The following is a 23080-nucleotide window of genomic DNA, read 5'->3' as shown; positions in this document are numbered from 1 at the left end:
CGCAGCTTGGACGCACCATGCAGTTCGGGTTCTTGCTGGAACAGGTGGTGAATGGCCTCGTGCTCGGAGGCTATTACCTGCTCATCGCGCTCGGGCTGTCGCTGATCTTCTCCGTCGGCGGCATCGTCAATCTCGCGCATGGCGCCTTCTATGCGCTCGGCGCCTATGTCTGCGTCGAGCTGACGAAACGCTTCGGCTTCGGCCCCTCCGTGGTGATCTCGCCGTTCGTCGTCGCCCTGCTCGGCATCCTGTTCGAACGCTTCATCCTGCGCCGCTTCTACACGGCCGACCCGATCCTCAGCCTGCTCGTGACCTTCGGCCTTGCGATGGTCGCGGAGCAGGCGATCCGCATGATCTGGGGCGCCGCGCCCGTCTCGACCGAGATTCCGCAAAGCTTTCGCGGCTCGGTCATCGTCGGCGACTTCTTGTTCTCGCGCTATCGCCTCTTGATCCTCGCCGTCGTCGCCGCGGTACTGCTTGGCATCTGGCTGCTGCTGCACAAGACCTCGTTCGGGCGCGTGGTGCGCGCCGGCATCCAGCGGCCCGACATGGTCGCCGCCCTCGGTATCCGTTTGCAGCCCTACATGACCGCGATCGTGATGCTCGGCGTCGGCATGGCCGCGCTCGGCGGCGCCTTCTTCGCGCCGATCACGACCGTGCACCCGGCGATGGGTGCCGATATCATGACGGTGGCCTTCGTCGTCGTCGTGATCGGCGGGCTCGGCAGCTTCTGGGGCGTGGTCATCGCCGCGCTGCTCGTGGGCGTGGTGCGCGGCGTCGCCATTCACTTTGAACCCGCGGCCGGCGAAGCCTCGATCTACATCCTGATGTTCCTGGTGCTGCTGGTGCGCCCGCGCGGCCTGCTCGGCGAGCGCATCGAGAAGTTCGAATGAGGAACGCCTCGACCATCGCGAGGCTGAAGCCGCTGCTGATCGCGGCCGTTGCGGTCGTCGCCCTGCCCTTCCTGCTGCGGGCATTCGGCCTGTCGCTCAACACCGGCACATGGATCGTCGGCCTTGCGATCGCGACGATGGGGCTGAACCTCTGCATCGGCTACACCGGCCTCGTCTCGTTCGGCCACAGCGCCTGGTTCGGCATCGGCGCCTATGCCGCCGGCCTGATCCAGCTGCGCTTCCTTCCCGGCGAGATCTGGCTGCCGCTGCTGGGATCGATGCTCGTCGTCGCCATCGCCTCGACCGCGATCGGCATGCTGATCCTGCGCCGGCGCGGTGTGTACTTCTCGCTGCTGACGCTGGCCCTCGCCGCGCTCGTCTACACCACCGCCTTCCGCTGGACCAGCCTCACCGGCGGCGAGGACGGGCTCGGCGGGCTGAAGCGCGGCGGCATCGGCTCCGTCAGCTTCGACAGCGCACTCAACTACTACGTCGTGGTCGCGGCGATCGGACTCGCCGTGCTCTATGTGCTGATGCGCCTGGTGCGCTCGCCGTTCGGGCATGTGCTGGTGGCAATCCGCGAGAACCAGCTGCGCGCGAGCTTTCAGGGCTATCCGGTCGAGCGCTACAAACTCGCGGTGTTCGTGATCTCCGCCGTCGTCACCGGCCTTGCCGGCGCGCTGATCGCGTTCCTGAACTATCTGGTCTCGGCCGAAGCCGTCTCGGTGCCGTTCGCCGGCGAGCTGCTGGCGATGGTCGTGATCGGCGGCATGCGCAGCCTGCTCGGCCCCGCGCTCGGCGCGCTGTTCTTCATCCTGTTCCGCGAACTGTTTTCGATCTGGACCTCGGACTGGCTGTTCTGGTTCGGCCTCACCTTCGTGGCCTTCGTGATGTATTCGCCCGGCGGCCTCGTCGGCATCAGCGCGCTGATCATGCGGCGCTTCCGTCCTGCTCCTGAAGAATCGGCGGCGATGAGCCGGCGCAAGATCTATGAGGGCCTGCCGCTGCCGGACTTCCTGCGGCCGGAGTCGCTGAAGGGCACGGTGCTGGAGGTCAGCGGCGTGTCGCGAAAGTTCGGCGGCATCCGCGCCGTCGAGAACGCGAGCATCAAAGTCGCCGCCGGCGAGATCCACGCGCTGATCGGCCCGAACGGCGCCGGCAAGACCACGCTGTTCAACCTGGTCTCCGGCCTCTACGCGCCGGACCAGGGCACCATCCGCCTGCAGGGGCGCGACATCGCCGGCGTGCCGGCGAATCTGATCTGCCACCGCGGGCTGGCGCGCTCGTTCCAGATCACCAATCTGTTTCGCGGGCTGACCATCTACGAGAATCTGCGGCTGTCGCTGCAGGCGCGGCACGCCATGCGTTTCAACATCTGGAACGACATCGACGCGTATCCGGAGATCCACGCCGAGACCGCGGCGCTGACGAAATTCCTCGGCCTCGAGGGCATCGAGGAGATCGAGGGCGGCGAGCTCTCCTATGGCGGGCAGCGGCTGGTCGATCTCGGCATCGCGCTCGGCTCCAGGCCGCAGGTGCTGCTGCTCGACGAGCCGCTCGCCGGCCTTGCCGCGGCCGAGCGTGAGCGGGTCTCCAACCTCGTCAAGAACATCGCGGCCAACATTCCCGTGCTGATCGTCGAGCACGACATCGACCGCGTGCTCGGCTTCTCGCAGGTCGTGACAGTCATGAACCAGGGCGAGGTGCTGATGTCCGACTGCCCCAAAGCAGTCCGGGCCGACCTTCGCGTGCAGGAGATCTATACCGGCAAGGGCATTCCCGCCGTCGCGCATCGGCGCAGCACTGAGGAGGCCGGCGCGCAGGAAACCGTGCTGCGTCTCGACAGCGTCAATACGTTCTACGGCAAGAGCCACATCCTCAATGACGCCGCGCTCGACGTGCGCGAGGGCGAGATCGTCGCGCTGCTCGGACGCAACGGTGCCGGCAAGTCGACGCTGCTGAAAACCATCGCCGGCCTCGTGCCGGCAGCGTCCGGCAGCATCGCGTATCGCGGCACCGACATCGCAAGCCTCCCCGCCCCCGACATCGCGCGCCGCGGCGTCGGTTATGTGCCGCAGGGACGCGGGCTGTTCGCCGGCATGACCGTGCGCGAAAACCTCGCGCTCGGGCGCCTCGCGCGCAAGACCGACGGCAGCGACGGCGTGGTCTGGGACGAAGAACAGATCCTGCAATACTTCCCGCGGCTGAAGCAGCGCATGAATATCGCGGCCGACTACCTCTCCGGCGGCGAGCAGCAGATGGTCGCGGTCGCCCGCGCGATGTCGGGCAATGTGCGCCTGCTGCTGCTCGACGAACCCTTCGAGGGCCTTGCGCCGGCGGTGACGCTGGAGCTGTTCAGGGTGTTCGACCAGCTCCGCCGCCACATGTCGATCGTGATCGTCGAGCACAATCTCGACCTCGTGCTGGCACTGGCCGACCGCGTCTTCGCGCTGGAGCGCGGCGCCGTGTTTCACCAGGGACCGGCGGCGCCGCTGCTCGACGATCTCGGCTATCGCAAGCAGATCCTGTGGCTGTGACGGCTGCGCGAAGCGTCACAAGAGGTCGTCATGCCCGGGCTTGTCCCGGGCATCCACGTTCTTCAGTGCCGCGGACGCCCTACTCCGCCTTGATGTTCGCTGCCACCACGACCTCGGCGAGCTCCTTGGTCTCCTTCGCGATCTTCGCGGCGTACTCGGCCGGGCTGAGCACGCTGACGACGCCCTGCGAGCCGAGCTTCTCCGCGACCGCCGGATCCCTGGCGGCGGCGACGATCTCCCGGTGCAGCGTCTCCAGGATCGGCGCGGGCACAGCCTTCGGCATGAAGAAGCCGACCCAGAACGACAGGTCGAAGCCGGGATAGCCCGCTTCCGCAACCGTCGGCACGTCAGGCAACGACGGCAGTCGCTCGGCGGAGGACACCGCGAGCGCGCGCAGCTTTCCGGCTTTCACCAGCGGCACGGCGGAGAGCGGATCGAACACCGCCAGCACCTCCTGCGCGAGGATGCCGACCTCGGACGCGGCCCCGCCGCGATAGGGCACATGGATCATCTTGATGCCGGCCTTCTGGCCGAGCAGCTCCATGGCGAGATGGGCGAGGTTGCCGTTACCGCCCGAGCCGTAGGCAAGCTCGCCTGGCCTCGCCTTCGCTGCGGCGACGAGATCGGCCACGGTCTTGATGTCGGCGGTCTTGGGGTTCTCCGGATTGACCACCAGCACCAGCGGCGCCGACACCACGGTCGTCAGCGGCGCGAAGTCGGCTTGCGGGTCGTAGCGAATGTCCTTGAACAGCGTCTTGTTGAGCGTGATGGTGGAGGAGTTGCACGCCAGCATCGTGTAGCCGTCGGCATCCGCATGCGCCACGCCCTCGGCGGCGATCATGCCATTGGCGCCGGCGCGGTTCTCGACCACGAAGGGCTGCCCGAGCTTGTTGCTCAGCCTGTCGCCGATGATCCGCGCGACGACATCGACCGGTCCGCCCGCGCTGAAGCCGACCATGATCTTGACCGGCCGCACCGGATATTTCTGCGCGAGCGCCTCTGTCGACAGCGCGCAGGCGCACAATCCGGCGATGACTGCCAGCAGGCGAGCCGTTCGTTGCATTTCTTCTCTCCCCAGACTTCAGTGCCGCTTGTGCATGTTTGTTGGTACGGCGCGTTCGGGGATCATGATGAGCGGCCGCACGGGAATTCGCAATCGCGTTTCCACGCAGTCATTCCGCGGCACGGCACGCGCGGGCCGGCTCAAAACAAAAAGTGCGAAAACAACCCCATGCACAGTAGCCGGCGCTTGAGAGAACAAGGACTTGCGCGCTTCGCAATGCCGTTTGACTCGTCGGGCAAAACACCGGCAGAATGCCATCATTGCAACAATCGTGAGCGTGACGGCCGGCCCGACCAGGGCCGCTCCGACGTGGTTGCGCGTAAACCCTTCATCGACATCTGAAAATTCGCATCCGCGCGCAGCAGCGAACGGTCGTTCGCGCGCGCCTGCGCCGGCAAAGGACACAGCACATGACGACAGCACCGAACCGCCGCATCACCTCGCCGCTTGCGACAAACGATCGCGGCGGCCCCGCCGCGAGCCCGCGGATCAGACTCTACAAGCGCCGCATTGCGATCAGCCATCCGGACCCGCAGGCCGGCGAGCGGCTGCTCGCCGAAGCGCTCGGCGCCGCCGACCGCGACGCGCTGCACGGCATGCTGAGGCAATTGGTCAAAGCCAGCGCGATCGGGCAGAAGCCCGATGAAGCCAATCTCGCCTTCATGGTCTCGATGATCAGGAGCATCGCGCCGAAGGATTCCATCGAGGCCATGCTGGTGTCCCAGATGGTTTCCGTTCACGTGGCGGCGATGCGCTGCGCCTGTCGTCTCGCCTGCACGGACAATCTTCCGCAGCAGGAAAGCGTCACACGCGCATTGACCCGGCTGACCCGCACCTTCGCCGCTCAGGTCGAGGCCCTGAGCCGCCACCGCAACAGCGACGAGCGCGCGATCACGGTGCGAAACCTGTCCGTGCAGGACGGAGGACAAGCGGTCGTGGGCAACGTCACGCAGCATGCGAACGTGCTTGTCGCGGAGGCGAGCCCGCGCGAGGCAACGCAAGGCGCCAACCCATGACCGGCGACCACACGCGAAACACCGCCCCGATGCGGGCCAGTCCCCGCTGCGGCGCCCGAACCCGCGATGGCGATGCCTGCCGCGCACCAGCCGCACACGGCAAGGCGCGCTGCCGTATGCACGGCGGCGCGCTGAGGACCGGTGCGCCGCGAGGAAACCAGAATGCGCGCACGCACGGCGCCTTCACACAGGACGGCATCGCGGAACGACAGGCGATCCAGGCGTTGCTGGACGAAACGCGGAAGCTGTTGGTCGAGATGAAGTCAAGCTGACGGCCGAGAACTAGATCATCATTGTCGAGTCGACCCGCACGTTCGGGAAAGACGCGATGACGGCCATCGTCGTCAGCCAGTGGATGCGCGCCGGCGGTGCAACCTTCGACGAAATCGGAGGTCCAGCCACGGCGGCGCTGGCGCTGAGGAATCCGCAACGGCCGGTTCAAATGGCCGCCTTTATCCTCGCAGCGTAGAGCCTGTTGCCGCGCCTCGAATGGTTTCGAAGCTGGTACGTTGCAACGCGGCTCGCCTCTCGGCAATGGCATTGCTCAAGAGGTCGAGCACCAGCCCAAATGCGGCGAGTTCCTCTTCCTCGATAGCGCCGTCATCGTAGCACTCGAGCGTTTCAGCGATGATGGCGTCCGCCTCACTCTGCAGGGTCAGCAGTTCCTGGTTGGATTCCGCGGTACGCGCGCTCGAGACCATGGCGAGGATTCTCTTGCGATGGCTGGTGTTGTCCTCCCTTTCGTCGCGGTTCAAATAGCGGCGCAACCAGGCGGCGGCCGAGCCGATCCCGGAGAGAAGCAGGAGCCCGAACCAGAAGAGATCGCCGTAGCGGTCGAGAAAGGTGCGTTCGTTGCCGTCGATGACGGCCGCCGCTCCCCGATGTACCGGCAGCTCGGTGTCCTTCTCGAGGTCCGGCTTGGTGATGTGTGCAGCGCCAGGGACCTGCTTCGCAATCGCCTGACGGACGGCAAAGAGCTGCCGGAAAAACGCGGCTGCCGTGGTTTCGGACATGCTCTTTCTTGCCACGATGAGGTGGCTGACGCTGACCGTCTCGACCTTGTCACCCGGCCAGGCCGGATCCCCATTGAAGACGCTGGGCGGAATTTCCTCCGATTCATACCGGGGATGCTTCAAGGCGATCGCTTCCGATGTCTCGATGTCGAGAAACTTCGGTTCGCCGCGGGCCCGCGCCGTAGCAGCAACGGCGTCGGATGTGATTTTGCTGTCGAGTGGCCCGACTGCCATGAACGCATCGAGGGTGAGATCGCGCGCCATCTCCCCGATCTGTTCAGTGCCAAAGTGCGTCACCGCGACCTTCTCGGCGTCCACGCCAGCGGCGCTCAGGATGACCCGCAGCAACGCGGCATTCACGGGGGTCCGCCCAATCACGCCGACACGGTGCCCCGCGAGATCGGCGACCTCCTTGATTTTCGGCGACCGCTTTCCCTTCGAGCCCTTGCCCGCAGGCACGGAGGGCGCCCACAGCACAACGAAGTTCTTACGCACGACGGCGACGGTCTGCGCCTCGGCGGGCATTTCCAGATCAGCGCGGCCGACGGCAAGGTCCGCCTTGCCAGCCCCGAGCAGGGCGAGAGACTGCACCGCCCCGTCAGTTTTGATCGGAGACAGCCTGACGGTTCGACTTTCGCTCCTGAAGGCATCGGCCATTGCCTCGATGACTTTGTAATCATCGCTGCCGGGCGGTCCAACGGCGATGCGGAGAACCTCCGGCCGCAATGCGTAGTAGAGTGCACCCGCGGCCGCACCAAAGACAAGAAATCCAACGGCGAGAGCCAACAGTAAGGAATTGCTCCTCCTCCGCTCTCGGCGGGCCGCGTCACTGGTCGTCTTGCTTGTACTCTCGGTGGAAGACATTGCCGCCGCCAGCTGCAGATCCTGGTCCCCATGATACCACATCTTCCCGGGAACAACGTCCTGACGGCCGGCCTCGTCTCAGGCAGCGGCGTCGGACGTGCCTGACGTCACGGCGGTAGCATCGCTATTCGCCAGGGATACGATCAGCGAGCAAAGACAGGTGAGAGGCGTGGTCATGCGTGGGTTCCCGACTTGCCCCGCAAATCGACCGCAGGAACGACGCTGCGCCCAGCCAACCGCGATCCGCGCCGCGGGCTCGATCGCGTGCTTCGGCGTCTGCGCGCAAGGGAAGGCGCCGGGGCTCCTATCCGCCAACAGGCCCAGAAAGCGCTTGCAGGCCCGCCTCAATAGCCGTGATGTCCTGTTCGATCTGAGCGATCGACAACTGGCAATCAAAGCCCGTCCGGGCCTTCAGATCGACCGCAAGGCGCCGGCGGTGCATCCTGAGATCCTCAAGCGACTGGCGGTCCTTCAGTCGAGTATAGCCGTCAACAATCAACTCAATCGCGTGCGACATCACACTACCCCAATAAAAATTCGGATTCCCAATGGGACTCAGCGTAGGGGCAGAAGGACGCCGGGGAAATGATACCAACGACGTAGCTGCCCTGCCCCGGCGCAATCGTCTTGGCATCCCTATTGCTGGATTGCACACAAACCTCAGACCCGCGACGAGGTCTGTTTCAGATTGAGGCGATCACATGCAGCCAACGTCCCGTTTCGACGCGACCTTCTTGCACCTCCACGCTCTCATTGCCGACTTGGACTGGCGAGTCCGGATGCTCGATGCCGATATTCGGGAGGAAGAGGACAAAGCTGGCAATGCCGACCCGAGCAGTTCCACCTATCCCATGCTTGCTCAGACGATGAGGACACGCCAGGACAATCTCCGCGCTTCGATCGCGATGTTGGAGAGCCGCCTTCCCGCGGATGTTGCGCGGGCGGCCTAACGGCCGCGACTGCTTCCTGAGCTCACAGGATGGGCTGAGCTCTTCGCGAACCCATCATCGTTGCGATTGAGCCCGCAGGACGGGTCGAGCTTTTCGCGAGGCCCATCATCGTCACGAATGGATCGATGGGTTTCGTTTGCTCTATCCATCCTACGATCTCGTCGAACAGCGCGAGGTCGACGACATCGAAGCAATCTGCCATCTTGTCTGGCGGGCCTTGCACTAAGGCTGCCACTCCCGAGGTTGGCACGGGCCGCTTGATCATGTACCCCACCCAAAACCATCTCGGGACGGGACACTCATGGCCACCGCCACCACCAACGACGCGGGAGGCGCCACCCGCGCGCTGATCTTCGCGCTGGTCGCCCTTGCCTGCGGGCACATGCTCTCGACCTTGCTGCGCACGATTCCCGCCATCAGCCTCGACCTGATGGCGGCGGATTTCCACGTCAAACCGCAGGCACTGGCGAGCCTGACCTCGGTCTATCATTTTGCCTTTGCGGCGGCGCAGATCCCGGTCGGCGCGGCGATGGACCGGTTCGGCGTGCGGCCGGTGTCGCTCGGCCTGCTGGCGGGAACCGTGTTCGGCGCGGTCGCGTCGGGCTTTGCGACCGGCCCCGAGAGCTTTGCGGTCGGCCAGCTCATGCTCGGCGTTGCGACCTCGGGCATGCTGATGTGCCCGATGACGCTGGCCGCCAAGCAATTGTCGGCGGCGCGCTTCGGGCTGTGGTCGGGCGCGATCCTCTCGATCGGCAATATCGGCATGCTGCTGTCGTCGAGCCCGCTCGCCTTCGTGGTCGACACCTGGGGCTGGCGCGCCGGATTCTGGATCTCCGCAGCTGGCGGCGTCGCAGTCGCGCTCGCGGTGTTCGCGCTGGTGCCGAACCAGCCGGCCGAGCACAAGGATCACTCCTCGCCGATGTCGCAGATGATCGAGGTGCTCAGGCTCGGCCTGTCGCGGCCGCTGCGTGGCCTGATCGCGCTGGCGCTGGTGTCGCTGGCGACCTCGCTGGTGCTGCGCGGCCTGTGGGGCGGACCGTGGCTCATGGACGTCAAGGGATTGTCGCGGATCGAGGCCGGCAACCAGCTCGGTGCGTTCACGCTGGCGATGATCGTGGGGCCGCTCCTCATCGGCATGATCGATCGCAGGCTCGGCCGCCGCCGCGAGCTGGTGGCCGGCTCGCATCTCGCCGGCGCCTTGCTGCTGGCGCTGATGGCGCTTGGCGCGCCGCACTTTGCGGTCTCCGCACTGTTCGGCGTAGCCGTGATGCCGCCGCAATACGACCTGGTGCTGTTCGTGCTGATTGGCTTGGCGACCTCCGCGCAGCCGCTGCTGTTCGGCATGTCCAGGCAACTGGTCGACGCGCAGGTCGCGGGCAAGGCGCTCGCCGCGATCAACCTCGCCTTCTTCCTCGGCGCGGCGCTGATGCAGTCGGTCACCGGCGCGGTCGCAGCGCTCGCGGGCCTGCCGGCGGTGCTGCTGTTCATGGCGCTGGCGCTTCTGGTGGGCACGCTGATCTTTTTGGCCTATACGTCGCCGCGACCGACGCTAGACTAGCGTCGCACTGTCCCGTCTCGCTCCCGGCAACCCCTCAGCCTTGCCGTTCGTCAAAGGAATAACTCATGCCTGTCGACACCAAAGCCGCCACCGACCGCCTCATGCGCTTCCTCTCTGTCGAGGGCGTCACCGGACAGGAGGCAGCGATCGGGCGTGAGCTCACCGCCGCGCTGAAGGAGAGCGGGGTGCCGGCGAAGGCGATCCGGCTCGACGACGCCAACACGCGCATTCCGGTGCCGACCGAGACCGGCAACCTCATCGTCGACCTGCCCGGCCGCGGCGCGCTGCACAACCAGCCGCGCATCATGTTCATGACCCACATGGACACCGTGCCGCTGTGCGCCGGCGCCAAGCCGAAGAAGTCGGGCCGCAAGATCGTCAACGAAGCGAAGACCGCGCTCGGCGGCGACAACCGCTGCGGCTGCGGCGTGCTGGTGACGCTGGCCGCCGAACTCGCCAAGCAGAAGCTCGATCATCCGCCGATCACGCTTTTGTTCTGCGTGCGCGAGGAGAGCGGGCTCTATGGCGCGCGCCACGTCAAGCTCGACGAGCTCGGCTCGCCGGTGATGGCGTTCAACTATGACGGCGGCTCGGCCTCCAACGTGATCATCGGCGCCGTCGGCGCCGATCGCTGGACCGTCGAGATTTTCGGCCGCGCCTCGCATGCCGGCGTCGCGCCCGAGCGCGGCATCTCCTCGACCATGATCATGGCGCTCGCGCTCGCGGACGCGAAGGCCGGCGGCTGGTTCGGCAAGGTGGTGAAGGGCAAGCAGCAAGGCACCAGCAATGTCGGCCCCGTCACCGGCGGCGAGGGCCGCCCGGCGGGCGATGCCACCAACGTCGTCACCGACTACGTGCATGTGCGCGGCGAAAGTCGCAGCCACGACGGAAAATTCTTCAAGGAGATCACCAAAGCCTACAAGGCCGCATTCGAGAAGGCGGCCAAGAAGGTCACGAACGCGCAAGGCAAGTCCGGCAAGGTCAAGTTCAAGGCCGAGACCGACTATTACCCGTTCCGCATGAAGGACAACCTGCCGGTCGTCAAACGCGCGATCGAGGCGGTGTCCGCGGTCGGCGGCACCCCGAATGTCCGCGCCGCCAATGGCGGGCTGGATGCGAACTGGATGGTCCGCCACGGCGTTCCGACCGTGACGTTCGGCGCGGGGCAGAACGAGGCGCACACGGTCGACGAATGGATCAATCTCGACGAATACGACCGCGCCTGCGCGCTGGCGCTCCAGCTCGCGACGATGCGGTGAGCTGGTTTGCGCGGCGCGCGCTTGCCCGGCGGCGCGCGCCGGCCTAGCCTGCAAGGAAAACGCAGGGAGGCTGCATGGCGCGCATCGCAACAATGGAGACCGGATTCTACCGGATCCCCCTCCCCGTCACGCTCTCCGACTCCACGCATGGCGAGATCGCGGCGTTCGAGCTGATCACCTGCCGCGTGCGCGATGCCGATGGCGCCGAGGGCGTGGGCTACACCTACACGGTCGGGCGCAATGGCGGGGCGACCGCCGACATCCTCAAGCGCGAGATCCCGCCGCTGGTCGAGGGCCGTGAGGCCGACGACACCGAGGCGATCTGGCACCATGTCTGGTGGGGCCTGCATTATGGCGGCCGCGGCGGGCCGGCGGTGCTGGCGCTCTCCGCACTCGACATCGCGCTGTGGGATCTGAAGGCGCGGCGCGCAGGCCTGCCGCTGTTCCACCTGCTCGGCGGCTTCGACGCGCACGTGCCCTGCTATGCCGGCGGCATCGACCTCGATCTCTCGGTCGAGGCGCTGCTGAAGCAGACCGACGGCAATCTCGCAAAGGGCTTTCGCGCCATCAAGATGAAGGTCGGCCGCCCCGATCTCAAATCCGACGTCGCCCGCGTCGCGGCCATGCGAAAGCATCTCGGCGACGGCTTTCCGCTGATGGCGGATGCCAACATGAAGTGGACGGTCGAGGACGCGATCCGCGCCGCGCGCGCCTTCGTTCCGTTCGACCTCACGTGGCTGGAAGAGCCGATCATTCCCGACGACGTCGCGGGCCATGCGCGCATCATGCAGGCCGGCGGCGTGCCGATCGCCGCGGGCGAAAATCTGCGCTCGCTGTGGGAGTTCAAGAACTACATCGTCGCGGGCGCGGTGTCCTATCCCGAGCCTGACGTCACCAATTGCGGCGGCGTCACCACCTTCATGAAGATCGCGCGGCTGGCCGAGGCCTTCAACCTGCCCGTCACCAGCCATGGCGCGCACGACATCACCGTGCACCTGCTCGCGGCCTGCCCGAACCGCTCCTATCTCGAGGCGCACGGCTTCGGGCTGGACAAGTACATCGAGCATCCCCTGGTGCTCGAGGACGGCAAGGCGCTGGCGCCGTCGCGGCCCGGCCACGGCATCGGCTTCGACTGGAAGGGATTGGCGAAGCTGGCGTGATGCTCATTGCTCGTCATTCCGGGGCGCGACGAAGTCGCGAGCCCGGAATCCATCGGGCCGCAGAGATAGCCGCGCGATGGATTCCGGGTTCGCGCCAAGAGGCGCGCCCCGGAATGACGGCAAGAGAAGTGGCAAGCTTTGCTGCACGCGAGGCATTCCAAGGGGCTTGATGCAGGGCACCCATAATCGGCTATGCTCGGAGTAGCCGGCCCTCCCTTTGCGAAAGATCCCCCTGCCTTGACACCCGAGCTGCACCAGAAACTAACCGCATGGCGCCGCCATTTGCATGCCCATCCCGAACTGTCGCTCCAGGAGAAGGCGACCGCGGCCTTCGTGCAGGACAGGCTCACCGAGCTCGGCATTCCCTTCGAGGCCGGCGTCGGCGGCCACGGCGTCGTCGCGACCTTGACGCGCGGGCACGCGCAGGGCCGCGTCGGCCTGCGCGCCGACATGGATGCGCTGCCGATCACCGAGGATACCGGCCTGCCCTACGCCTCGAAGACATCGGGCGTGATGCATGCCTGCGGCCATGACGGACACACCGCCTCGCTGCTCGGCGCCGCGGCGCTGCTCGCCGCCGACACCAGCTGGAGCGGCACGGTCGATTTCATCTTCCAGCCGGCCGAGGAAGGCTATGGCGGCTCGCGCGCGATGGTCGGCGCCGGGCTGTTCGAGCGCTTTCCGATGGACCGGGTGTTCGGCTTCCACAACTGGCCGGGCCTGGCCGCCGGCACCATCGCGGTCCATGACGGCGTCGTCATGGCCTCGGGCGGGCGCGTCACCATCACCATCGAGGGCCATGCCGGGCACGCCGGCATGCCGCATCTGACGCGCGATCCGGTCATGGCGGCCGGTCATCTCATCGTGGCGCTGCAGTCGATCGTATCGCGCAGCGTCGATCCGCTCGACACCGCCGTACTCTCGCTCTGCACGATCGAGGGCGGCACCGCACCGAACCAGATCGCCGGACGCGTCACCATCCGCGGCACGCTGCGGTTTCATCGCGAGGCGGTCAAGGATGTCCTCCTCGCGCGGATCAGCGAGATCTGCGCCGGCGTCGCCACGAGCTTTGGCGTCAGGGTCACGCCCGAGATCGTCATGGGCGTCGGCGTCGTGATCAACACGCCTGATGAGGCGAGCCTTGCACGCACCGCCGCGGAGAAGGTGCGGGCCGAGGTCAGGCGCGACCTTGCGCCCAGCATGGCCGGCGAGGATTTCGCCTTCTACCTCCAGCAGCGGCCCGGCGCCTTCGTCTGGATCGGCAACGGCGAACTGCGCGACGGTGCCGAGCTGCACGGCCCGCGCTACGATTTCAACGACGCGATCCTGCCGGTGGCATCGCGCTGGATGGCAGAGGTCGCCAAGACGGCGCTGGCGTCGAACTAGGAACGCCCCGTGGCTCCCCCGGACCGGTTGCGCTAGGATAAAAGCTCGTTCGAGCCCGCGAGATCCGGATGAATCGGCGCGAATTCGTTTCGGGATTGACGGCCGCAGCCGCGTTTGCCGGCGTGGCGCCGACGGCTGCAGCAGCGGAAGGCAGGCGGGTCGCGCTGGTCATCGGCAACGGCGCCTACAGCAACGTTCCCGCGCTGCTCAATCCGCCGAACGACGCGAGCGACATCGCTGCGGCGCTGAAGCGGCTAGGCTTCACCGTCTCCCTGGCCACGAACGCCAACTTCGATGAGATGCGCCGCGGCCTGATCGCATTAGGACGCGACGCCGCCGGCGCCGACATGGCGGCCGTGTATTTCGCTGGCCATGGCATGGAGATCAACGGCGAGAACTGGCTGATCCCGGTCGACGCAGCGCTGAAGCGAGACACGGACGCGGCGAATGAAGCCATCAGCCTGCAAAGCGTGATGTTGCAGGTGTCCAATACCACGAGCCTCGGCCTCGTCATCCTCGACGCCTGCCGCGACAATCCTTTTGCCGTCAGGATGAGCCGCTCGCTCGCCACCCGGGCGGCCACGATGGGCGGGCTCGGCCGCATCGAGCCCACCGGTAACGTTCTCGTCGCCTATGCCGCGCGCGACGGCACCACGGCGCTTGACGGAGATGCGCGCAACAGCCCGTTTGCAGCGGCGCTCCTGCGCAACATCGAGGCGCCCGGCGTCGAGGTGACCTTCATGTTCCGCAATGTCCGCGACGACGTGATGGAGGCGACCCGCAACCAGCAGCAGCCGTTCGTCTATGGTTCGCTGTCACGCAAGGCGATCTACCTTGCTGGACCGCCGCCCGCCGGTGCCGACGGTGCGGCGCCGCTCGGCCCGCTTCCGGCCGTCGTCTCGCCCGCTCCGCCGCGCAGGCCGACGTCGTCGACGATCGATCCCGCGCTGGTCGGCACTTGGGAAATCATGGTGCCGAATGGCCGCGGCCAGTCGCGCTGGATCTGGGAGATCATGGGCGACGGTACCTACAGGTTCCACGCCGAGCCGCAGCGCTCGGCGCGTCCGCACGAAGGCACGATCACTGCCGCGAACGGCCGCTGGACGTTGCGTGCCCTCAGGGGCCTGTCAGGCTACAGCGACGGTGGCGCATACGAGATCCACGATGCACAGGCTGTGATCACAGGCAAGCTCGGCACCGGCGCCTGGAAACGCAGCGCCGAATAGCGGCGCCTCCGCTGGATGACGCTGCCTCGGCGAAACGCCGACGATGCTGCTGCGCCGCTCACCCTTCATGCAACCCTCTAAACATGCTGCGGCGATGGTTCCGGGCGGGACGCACCCGCCGGGCGCTCAAGCGCGCGCTTGACGCATAGAGCTCAGACAGGTCTAATGAGTTTATAGAACAATTGTTCGCATTCCGAACAATGATCGATCGGCCAAAGCGGGATCACAACACCGCATCCGCGTCACCGGAGGAAACGTCACCGATGCAAGCCATCCTCAACGGCGAGAGCACGCTTATCGTCGCGATGATCGTCGCCTACATCGCCTTCACGTCCTGGCTCACGCTCAAGCTGCGCAGCAGGACCAGCGACCAGTTCATGACCGCTGCGCGAGCCATGCCGGCCATTGTCGTCGGCGTGCTGATGATGTCCGAGTTCGTCGGCGCCAAGTCGACCGTCGGCACTGCGCAGGAGGCGTTCCAGTCGGGAATGGCTGCGGGGTGGGCCGTGCTCGGCGCCTCGATCGGCTTTCTGCTGTTCGGCCTGCTGATGGTGAAGAAGCTCTACAATTCCGGCGAATACACCATCTCGGCCGCGATCGCGCAGAAGTACGGCAAGTCGACCATGCTCACGGTGTCGGTGATCATGATCTACGCGCTGCTGCTGGTGAACGTCGGCAATTACGTCAGCGGCGCGGCCGCGATCTCCACCGCGCTGCATGTGAGCCTGCCGGTCGCGATGTGCATCATCGCAGTGGTCTCGACCTTCTACTACGTGTTCGGCGGATTGAAGGGCGTCGCCTGGGTGACGATCCTGCACAGCGCCTTCAAGGTCGTCGGCATCCTCATCATCTTCGCGGTCGCGATGTCCCTGACCGGCGGCATCGCGCCGATCCAGGCCAAGCTTCCCGCCTATTACTTCACCTGGGACGGCAAGATCGGCTTCACGACGATCTTCGCCTGGACCTTCGGCACGGTCGGCGCGATCTTCTCGACGCAGTTCATCGTGCAGGCGATCTCCTCGACCCCGAGCGCGGATGACGCCCGCAAGGCGACCTTCTATGCGGCGGCGTTCTGCCTGCCGCTGGGCTTCCTGCTCGCGCTGATCGGCGTCGCCGCGAAATATCTCTATCCCGACATGAACAGCCTCTACGCGCTGCCGGTGTTCCTGGAGAAGATGCCGCCGCTGGCCGCCGCCTTCGTGACGACATCGCTCGTCGCCTCGATCTTCGTCAGCGTCTGCACCGTCGCGCTCGCGATCGCCTCGCTGGTGGTGCGCGACTTCTACGTCCCCTACTGGAAGCCGACGCCGGAGCGCGAGTTGAAGATGACCCGCATCTTCTCGGTCGTGATCGGCATCGCGCCGCTGGTCTTCGTCTTCTTCATTCCGGAGATCCTCAAGCTGTCGTTCTTCACGCGCGCGCTGCGGCTGTCGATCACGATCGTGGCGATGATGGGCTTCTATCTGCCGCTGTTTGCCAGCAACCGCGGCGCCACGGCCGGCCTGATCGGCGCGGCCGTCTCGACCACGGCCTGGTACATGCTCGGCAACCCCTTCGGCATCGACAACATGTATATCGCGGCCGCGACGCCGCTGGTCGTGATGGCGATCGAGCGCCTCGTGCTGGGCCGCGCTCCCACCGCTTCCGCGACGCCGGAACCAACTGCATTCGCGGAAAGGACTTCGACATGATCATCGATACCGAGATCGAGATCACCGACATCGAGATCGCCGCCGACGGCATCGTTCGCCAGGCGGCCGGCGATCCCGACCGGTTCGACGCCTTCATTCCCTCGCCCTGCGTGCAGAACCACGCCGCCAATCTGATGCCGCTCGCCAACGGCGATCTTGCCTGCGTCTGGTTCGGCGGCACGCAGGAAGGCATGTCGGACATCTCAGTCTACTTTTCGCGCCTGCCCCGCGGCGCCACGCAGTGGTCGCGCGCCGAAAAGCTGTCCGACGATTCCGGGCGTTCGGAGCAGAACCCGGTGCTGTTCCCCGCCCCCGACGGTACGCTGTGGCTGACGTGGACGGCGCAACTGGCGGGCAACCAGGACACCGCCCTGATCCGCCGCCGCCTCTCCCGCGACAATGGCAAAAGCTGGGGTCCGATCGAGACGCTGTTCCCCGAGCAGCGCGGCCGCGGCACCTTCATCCGGCAGCCGATCGTCGTGCTCGACAACGGCGACTGGCTGCTGCCCGTGTTCTATTGCCACAGCACGCCGGGACGGAAATGGAACGGCGACGAGGACACCAGCGCGGTAAAGATTTCGTCCGACGCCGGCGCGACCTGGCGTGACGTGGACGTCCCCGGCAGCCGCGGCTGCGTGCATATGAGCATCGCGCGGCTCGACGACGGCTCGCTGCTCGCGGTGTTCCGCAGCCGCTGGGCGGACAACATCTATCAGAGCCGGTCTTCGGATCACGGCCGCACCTGGTCGGTGCCTGAAGCGACCGCGCTTCCCAACAACAACTCCTCGATCCAGCTCACCCGCCTCGGCAACGGGCATCTCGCGCTCGTCTTCAACGATTCCAGCGCCAGGGATGCGACCGGGCGCCGCCTCTCGCTCTATGACGAGATCGAGGATGATCTGCCGCCCGTGCTCGCGGGCGTCGGCAAAAGAGCGGACGGACGCACCGCGTTCTGGGGCGCGCCACGGGCCCCGATGACGCTGGCCGTCTCCGCCGACGGCGGACGAAGCTGGAGCAAACGCAATGTCGAGACCGGCGACGGCTATTGCATGACCAACAATTCGCGCGACCAGACCAATCGCGAGCTGTCCTACCCGTCCGTCAAGCAGACCGCCGACGGCGCGCTCCACACGGCCTTCACATTCCATCGCCGCGCGATCAAGTACGTACGCGTGACCGAGCCATGGGTGACGCGCGCCGCCCGGGACTGAGATCATGGACAAGAGGCCTCATGCGCTGGTCACGGGTGCCAGCTCGGGGATTGGCGCTGCCACCGTCGAGCGCCTGCTCCGCGACGGCTGGCACGTCACCGGGATCAGCCGCCGCCCCGGGCCGTTCGACCATCCGGCGTTCGATCACCTGTCGCTCGATCTGAACGACGTCGACGCCGTCGCAGATGCCGTCGCGAAAATCGCGCCGACCGCGCTCGTTCATGCCGCCGGCATGCTCAAGGTCGGCCGGCTCGGCGCACTCGACCATGACGACGGCGCCGCGATGTGGCGCCTGCATGTCGATGTCGCCGGGCGTCTCGCGAATGTGCTGGCGCCGCGCCTGCCGGGAGGAGGACGCATCGTCTTCATCGGCAGCCGCACCGCATCGGGCGCAGCCGGCCGCGGGCAATATGCCGCGACGAAGGCGGCGCTGGTGGCGCTCGCGCGATCCTGGGCGATCGAGCTCGCGCCAAGGGGCATCACGGTGAACGTCGTTGCGCCCGCCGCGACCGAGACGCCGATGCTGAACGACCCGGCGCGGGCCGACGTCGCACCAAGACTGCCGCCGATCGGCCGCTTCATTCGCCCGGAGGAAGTCGCACACGCCGTGGCGTTCCTGCTTTCGGCGGAGGCTGCGTCCATCACCGGACAGCAGCTCGTCATCTGCGGTGGCAGCTCGCTCTAGGGCGACGCGTGACCTTGATCTCGCCAGGACACGGCGCGAGGTGATTTCACAGCCGAACAAGTCTAGCGCGGATGGCTGAACAGGTCCGTCGTGGCGTCGTCGACGGCGATGTCGACCAGCGCGGCGCCGCTCGCGGCCAACGCCTCAGTGAGACAGCGGTCGAGATCGCGGACGTCGGTTATGCGCCGGCCCGGGCAACCGAGCCCCTTGGCGAGCGCAACGAAGTCGATCCCGGGCAGGTCGATCCCGGGCGGGCGATGCGCCTGCATGAGCTGGCTGAAGGCCCGCATCGCGCCGTAGCCGGAATTGTTCATGATCACGAAGGTGATCGGCAACTTGCGTTGCGCGGCGGTCCAGATCGCCTGGATACAATACATCGCCGATCCATCACCGATCAGGGCGACGATGCGACGGCCCGGCCGCGCCAGCGCCACGCCGATGGAGGCCGGCAGGCTGTAGCCGAGCCCGCCGCTCGCCATGGTGTAGAAGCTGTCCGCGCCCGGCCGCGGCAGGAACTGCTGGATGGCGGGACGATGCGACGGCGCCTCCTCGACCACGATTGCATCGCGCGGCATCAGCGCCGACAGCCGGCTCAGCGCATAGGCCGGAGGAATCGGATCTTGCGCGGCGGGATCGGCAGGCCGCGTCCGTGCGGCCGGCACCTCGCGCTTGGCGATGTCGGGCAGCGCCGAGCGAAGCGCGACGAGCGCTTTCGGGAGCGTGCTGATGATGGTGTCACCGACAGCCGCGGACGCGGCCTCGGTCGGATCGTCGGTGATCTGCCAGACCGGCGTTCCGTCGTCGAGCAATTCGCATTGTCCCTCGACGTGGAAGGTGAACACCGGCGCGCCGACCACGACGATCAGATCGGCGCCACGCAAGGCGCGGGCGAGCCCTCCCGGCGCGGCCGGAAGGAAGCCCGCGAACTGCGGATGCAATTCCGGAAAGCTCGAACGGCTCGACATCGGGCTTGCCCAAACGGCCGCCCTCGCCTGTTCGGCGACCGCGACCATCGCATCGACGCAGCCGTTGCGATCGATCTCGGGTCCGACGACGAAGGCAGGCTTGCTGGCCGCTGCGATGGCTGCGCCGAGCCGGACGATCGCCGCTGGGTCAGGCGCAAACTCCGTTGCGATGTGGCGCACCGGCGGCGCGACTGCCGGCCGCGCCCAATCGTCCGACGGCACCGACACGAATGTCGGGCCGCGCGGATGCTGCATGGCGGTGAGGAAGGCCTGCGCAATGGCTGCGGGCACATCTTCCGCCCGCACAGGTTCCGAACTCCACTTCACATAGGGCTTCGGAAACTGCTCGGCATCTTCCGCGAAGAGATAGGGCCGCATCCGCAGCAGGCTGCGCGCCTGCTGGCCCGCCGTGACGACCATCGGCGTCTTGTTGCGGAACGCGGTGAAGAGATTGCCGAGGGCATGGCCGAGCCCGGCCGCCGAGTGCAGGTTGACGAAGGCCGGACGCCCCGTCGCCTGCGCATAGCCATCGGCCATGCCGACGACGCAGCCTTCCTGCAAGCCCAGCACGTAATCGATGTCGTCAGGCCAATCGCCGAGAAAGGCGAGCTCGGTCGAGCCAGGATTGCCGAAGACACGATCGACGCCGAACGAACGAAGCACGCCGAGGGTTGCTTCCCGGACCGTCAGGACTTTTGAATTCATGGGCTGATTTCCTGGCATGCTTCGTCGTGTCGTGACGCGATCAAAAGGGATAGTGCTGAGGCTGGGTCTCGATGGTGATCCAGCGCAGATCGGTGAACTCGGCGATCCCGGCCTGGCCGCCGAAGCGGCCGTAGCCCGATCCCTTCACACCGCCGAACGGCATCTGCGCCTCGTCGTGCACGGTCGGTCCGTTGACGTGGCAAATGCCGCTTTCGATGCGCTGCACCACCGTCAGCGCCCGCGCGACGTCGCGGCCGAACACGGCAGCCGAAAGGCCATACTCGGTGTCGTTGGCGAGCCGGACCGCATCATCCACGCCGCGCGCGCGGATCACCGAGACGACGGGACCAAAACTCTCCTCGGTGTAGATGCGCATGCCCTGTACGACGCGGTCCAGCACGGTCGCCGGCACGACCGTTCCGGCCCGCTCCCCACCCGCAAGCTTGACGGCGCCCTTGCCGATCGCGTCATCGATCAGCGCAACGACGTGCCTGGCCGGCGCCTCGTCGATCATCGAGCCGATGACCACCGGACCGGAGCGCGGGTCGCCGGCCGGAAGTGCACCCGCCTTTTTGGCAAGCTTGGCGACGAACTGATCGGCCACGCTCTCATCCACGATCACGCGCTCCGTCGACATGCAGACCTGGCCCTGGTTGATGAAGGCCCCGAACGCCACGGCGGCGACCGCGGCATCGAGGTCGGCATCGTCGAGCACGACCAGAGGCGCCTTGCCACCGAGCTCGAGCAGCACCGGCTTGAGGTGGCGGCCGGCGAGTTCGGCGATGACGCGCCCGACGCGGGTCGAGCCCGTGAAGTTGATCCGTCGCACCGCCGGATTGGCGATGAGACGTTCCACCACCGCCGGCGCATCGGCCGGCGCATTGGTCAACACGTTCACGACACCGGGCGGAAATCCCGCATCCCTGAACACCTCTCCGATCAGCCGGTGCGTTCCGGGGCAGATCTCGGAGGCCTTGAGCACCACCGTGTTGCCGCAGGCGAGCGGTGTCGCCACGGCGCGCACCCCGAGAATGATCGGAGCGTTCCAGGGCGCGATGCCGAGGCACACGCCGGCCGGCTGGCGGACGGCCATCGCCAGACATCCCGGCTTGTCGGACGGAATCACTTCGCCCGCGACCTGCGTGGTCAGCGACGCCGCCTCCCGCAGCATGCCGGTTGCGAGCTTGACGTTGAAGGCCGACCAGACTTCGGTGGTGCCGATCTCGGCCATCATGATCCGGATGAAGGCATCGCGCTTGGACTCGAGCGCATCGGCGGCCTTCAAGAGCAGGGCGCGCCGCGCGTTCGGCCCGAGTGCCGACCACGCGGCGAGCGCGGCGGACGCCGCCGCCACGGCAGAGTCGGCATCGGAAACCGTCGCTGCGGCCGCGCGGCTCGCGACCTCCTGCGAGAGCGGATTGCGCCGCTCGAACACCTTGCCGGTCGAAGCGGCCTGGTCCTGCCCGCCGATGAGAAGATTGACGTCCATGAGAACCTCCCTGATGTTTGTGGCTGGGCTCAGCCGAGCAGCCGCGATTTGCTGGTTTCGTGCGCGAAACCGAGCGCGATCATCGCCGCAAGCGCGAGCGCGACGTAGTATCCCGTGATTGCGTAGGTGGAGCCCGTCTGCGCGAACAGGCTGGTGGCGACGAGCGGGGCAATACCGCCGCCGAGCACCGTGCCGAGCTGCTTGCCAATCGACACGCCGGTGAAGCGGATGCGGGTCGGAAACAGCTCCGGGAAATAGCTCCCTTCGGTGCCGAACATCAGGGGATGGATCACGCCTGCGGCCAATATCACCGCACAGGTCACCAGCAGGGTGTCACGGCTCGCGATCGCACCATAGAACGCAAACATCGAGATGGTTGCGAGCACGACGCCTGCCAGGAACAGGCGCTTGCGTCCGATCCGGTCGGACCAGGCGCCGATCAGCGGCATGGCCACGAGCCCGACGAGATTGGCGAACAGCACGGCCTGCGTGATCACGTCCTTCGGGACACCAAGCTGGCGCGTTGCGAACGAGATGGTGAAGATGGCCGTCAAATAGAAGTAGGACGTCTGCGCCATCTCGGCGAAGAACACGATGAGGATCGGCCGCCAATGTCCCTTCACCGCCTCGACGGCCGGCACGGCTTCGGCCTCCCTCGCCTCGCGGAACGTCGCGCTCTCCTCGATGCGCAGGCGCATGTAGACGCCGAGCGCGACGAGCACCGCGCTGATCAGGAACGGGACGCGCCAGCCCCACGACAGCAGATCGGCCTCCGGCAGCCGCGAGATCGCGAGCGCCGCGAACGAGGCCAGCACGACGCCGACGGGCCCCGCGGCCTGGATCACCGCGGCAGAGAAGCCGCGCCGGTTGCCGGGCGCCGTCTCGATTGCCATGAGGATCGCCGCGGTCGATTCGCCTCCGAGCGCAAAACCCTGGAGGAAGCGCAGCACGACGAGCGCGATGGTTGCGGCCACGCCTGCGCTGGCGTAGGTCGGCAACAGTCCGATCAACATGGTCGCAAGTCCCATCATCAGCAGCGTGCACAGCAGGACGGATTTGCGGCCCAGGCGATCACCGAAATGTCCGAACACGAGCCCGCCGAGTGGACGCGCCAGAAATCCGACGGCGAACGTCGCGAACACCGCAATGCTCGCCGTCAGCTGATCGAACTTCGGAAAGAACAGCTGGTCAAACACCAGCGGCGCGATCAGGCCGTAGATGAAGAAATCGTACCATTCGATCGCGGTGCCGATGGTGCCGGCGATCAGAATGCGCCGGCGGCCGCTCGCCGTTTGCCCGGCAGCGGTGGCGGCGTGTTCGTCGTAGTCCTCGAATGCTCCTGTCGTCACGATTTCCTCCTCCGTCGTCATTGTTTGTTGTTGTTGCGTTTGTTGTCATTGCCGTACGGC

At 66.6% G+C, this 23080-nt stretch carries 21 protein-coding genes; 14 read left to right on the top strand and 7 right to left on the bottom strand.

The features are described 5' to 3' along the window. The first annotated feature begins 17 nt into the window (after positions 1–17). Positions 18–893 carry a branched-chain amino acid ABC transporter permease gene (locus BM118_RS12910; protein ID WP_092185734.1) on the top strand — a complete coding sequence of 292 codons (876 nt, stop codon included), beginning with the start codon at positions 18–20 and terminating at the stop codon, positions 891–893. Further along, positions 890–3430 carry a branched-chain amino acid ABC transporter ATP-binding protein/permease gene (locus BM118_RS12905; RefSeq protein ID WP_092185732.1) on the top strand — a complete coding sequence of 847 codons (2541 nt, stop codon included), beginning with the start codon at positions 890–892 and terminating at the stop codon, positions 3428–3430. The genes BM118_RS12910 and BM118_RS12905 overlap by 4 nt, the downstream gene beginning before the upstream one ends. A 79-nt stretch (positions 3431–3509) precedes the next feature. Here BM118_RS12905 and BM118_RS12900 read toward each other — a convergent pair whose 3' ends face one another. Continuing rightward, a complete protein-coding gene (locus BM118_RS12900) occupies positions 3510–4493 on the bottom strand; it encodes a Bug family tripartite tricarboxylate transporter substrate binding protein (protein ID WP_092185730.1) in 984 nt (327 codons plus the stop codon). Positions 4494–4903: 410 nt separating this feature from the next. Between BM118_RS12900 and BM118_RS12895 the strand changes: the two genes are divergently transcribed. From BM118_RS12895 to BM118_RS41410, 3 genes are read left to right on the top strand one after another with little or no spacing between them, the layout of a single operon-like run. Continuing rightward, complete coding sequence (locus BM118_RS12895; RefSeq protein WP_092185728.1) at positions 4904–5509, top strand: hypothetical protein; 606 nt, start codon at positions 4904–4906, stop codon at positions 5507–5509. Beyond that, entirely contained in the window at positions 5506–5781 is a 276-nt protein-coding gene (locus BM118_RS12890) for an HGGxSTG domain-containing protein (protein ID WP_092185726.1), read from the top strand. Before BM118_RS12895 ends, BM118_RS12890 begins: the two co-directional genes overlap by 4 nt. Before the next feature lie 56 nt (positions 5782–5837). Beyond that, on the top strand, positions 5838–5978 hold the full coding sequence (locus tag BM118_RS41410; RefSeq protein WP_177234251.1) for a hypothetical protein: 141 nt from the start codon (positions 5838–5840) through the stop codon (positions 5976–5978). Here BM118_RS41410 and BM118_RS12885 read toward each other — a convergent pair. Together BM118_RS12885 and BM118_RS12880 are read right to left on the bottom strand one after the other, a co-directional pair. Further along, on the bottom strand, positions 5962–7386 hold the full coding sequence (locus tag BM118_RS12885) for a TAXI family TRAP transporter solute-binding subunit (RefSeq protein ID WP_092186163.1): 1425 nt from the start codon (positions 7384–7386) through the stop codon (positions 5962–5964). The genes BM118_RS41410 and BM118_RS12885 overlap by 17 nt on opposite strands. A gap of 304 nt (positions 7387–7690) precedes the next feature. Beyond that, positions 7691–7903, bottom strand: coding sequence for a hypothetical protein (locus BM118_RS12880; RefSeq protein ID WP_092185724.1), 213 nt, complete (start codon positions 7901–7903; stop codon positions 7691–7693). 262 nt (positions 7904–8165) lie between these two features. Here BM118_RS12880 and BM118_RS12875 point away from each other — a divergent pair, with 262 nt between their 5' ends. Next, on the top strand, positions 8166–8336 hold the full coding sequence (locus BM118_RS12875) for a hypothetical protein (RefSeq protein WP_333939132.1): 171 nt from the start codon (positions 8166–8168) through the stop codon (positions 8334–8336). 22 nt (positions 8337–8358) lie between these two features. On the opposite strand, the gene BM118_RS12870 is transcribed toward BM118_RS12875, so the two are convergent. Further along, a complete protein-coding gene (locus tag BM118_RS12870) occupies positions 8359–8601 on the bottom strand; it encodes a hypothetical protein (protein ID WP_092185720.1) in 243 nt (80 codons plus the stop codon). A 36-nt stretch (positions 8602–8637) separates the two neighbouring features. Here BM118_RS12870 and BM118_RS12865 point away from each other — a divergent pair, with 36 nt between their 5' ends. The 8 genes from BM118_RS12865 to BM118_RS12830 all read left to right on the top strand — a co-directional run bounded on the left by BM118_RS12865 (position 8638) and on the right by BM118_RS12830 (position 18512). Continuing rightward, positions 8638–9894: an MFS transporter gene (locus BM118_RS12865; RefSeq protein WP_092185718.1), complete on the top strand. Its 1257-nt coding sequence runs from the start codon at positions 8638–8640 to the stop codon at positions 9892–9894. Positions 9895–9959: 65 nt separating this feature from the next. Then, positions 9960–11153, top strand: a complete 1194-nt coding sequence (locus BM118_RS12860) for a M20/M25/M40 family metallo-hydrolase (RefSeq protein WP_092185716.1) — start codon at positions 9960–9962, stop codon at positions 11151–11153. A 74-nt stretch (positions 11154–11227) separates the two neighbouring features. Then, positions 11228–12313: a mandelate racemase/muconate lactonizing enzyme family protein gene (locus BM118_RS12855; RefSeq protein ID WP_092185714.1), complete on the top strand. Its 1086-nt coding sequence runs from the start codon at positions 11228–11230 to the stop codon at positions 12311–12313. 237 nt (positions 12314–12550) lie between these two features. Beyond that, positions 12551–13699 (top strand): amidohydrolase, encoded by a 1149-nt coding sequence (locus BM118_RS12850; protein WP_092185712.1) that lies wholly within the window; start codon positions 12551–12553, stop codon positions 13697–13699. Between the two features lie 68 nt (positions 13700–13767). Further along, positions 13768–14925 (top strand): caspase family protein, encoded by a 1158-nt coding sequence (locus tag BM118_RS12845; RefSeq protein ID WP_092185710.1) that lies wholly within the window; start codon positions 13768–13770, stop codon positions 14923–14925. A 263-nt stretch (positions 14926–15188) separates the two neighbouring features. Continuing rightward, positions 15189–16616, top strand: a complete 1428-nt coding sequence (locus BM118_RS12840) for a sodium:solute symporter family protein (protein WP_092185708.1) — start codon at positions 15189–15191, stop codon at positions 16614–16616. Next, positions 16613–17827 carry a sialidase family protein gene (locus BM118_RS12835; protein WP_092185706.1) on the top strand — a complete coding sequence of 405 codons (1215 nt, stop codon included), beginning with the start codon at positions 16613–16615 and terminating at the stop codon, positions 17825–17827. The genes BM118_RS12840 and BM118_RS12835 overlap by 4 nt, the downstream gene beginning before the upstream one ends. Before the next feature lie 4 nt (positions 17828–17831). Continuing rightward, a complete protein-coding gene (locus tag BM118_RS12830; protein ID WP_092185704.1) occupies positions 17832–18512 on the top strand; it encodes an SDR family NAD(P)-dependent oxidoreductase in 681 nt (226 codons plus the stop codon). A gap of 62 nt (positions 18513–18574) precedes the next feature. Here BM118_RS12830 and mdlC read toward each other — a convergent pair whose 3' ends face one another. The 3 genes from mdlC to BM118_RS12815 are packed head-to-tail and all read right to left on the bottom strand — an operon-like array spanning position 18575 to position 23020. Next, positions 18575–20182: a benzoylformate decarboxylase gene (gene mdlC, locus BM118_RS12825; protein WP_092185702.1), complete on the bottom strand. Its 1608-nt coding sequence runs from the start codon at positions 20180–20182 to the stop codon at positions 18575–18577. A 40-nt stretch (positions 20183–20222) separates the two neighbouring features. Beyond that, positions 20223–21671: an aldehyde dehydrogenase gene (locus BM118_RS12820; RefSeq protein ID WP_092185700.1), complete on the bottom strand. Its 1449-nt coding sequence runs from the start codon at positions 21669–21671 to the stop codon at positions 20223–20225. A gap of 29 nt (positions 21672–21700) precedes the next feature. Further along, positions 21701–23020 carry an MFS transporter gene (locus BM118_RS12815; protein ID WP_092186162.1) on the bottom strand — a complete coding sequence of 440 codons (1320 nt, stop codon included), beginning with the start codon at positions 23018–23020 and terminating at the stop codon, positions 21701–21703. Positions 23021–23080 lie beyond the last annotated feature (60 nt).

The sequence above is a fragment of the Bradyrhizobium sp. cf659 genome, assembly GCF_900113725.1.
GTDB lineage: Bacteria > Pseudomonadota > Alphaproteobacteria > Rhizobiales > Xanthobacteraceae > Bradyrhizobium.
This window is presented reverse-complemented; position numbering and strand designations above follow the sequence as displayed.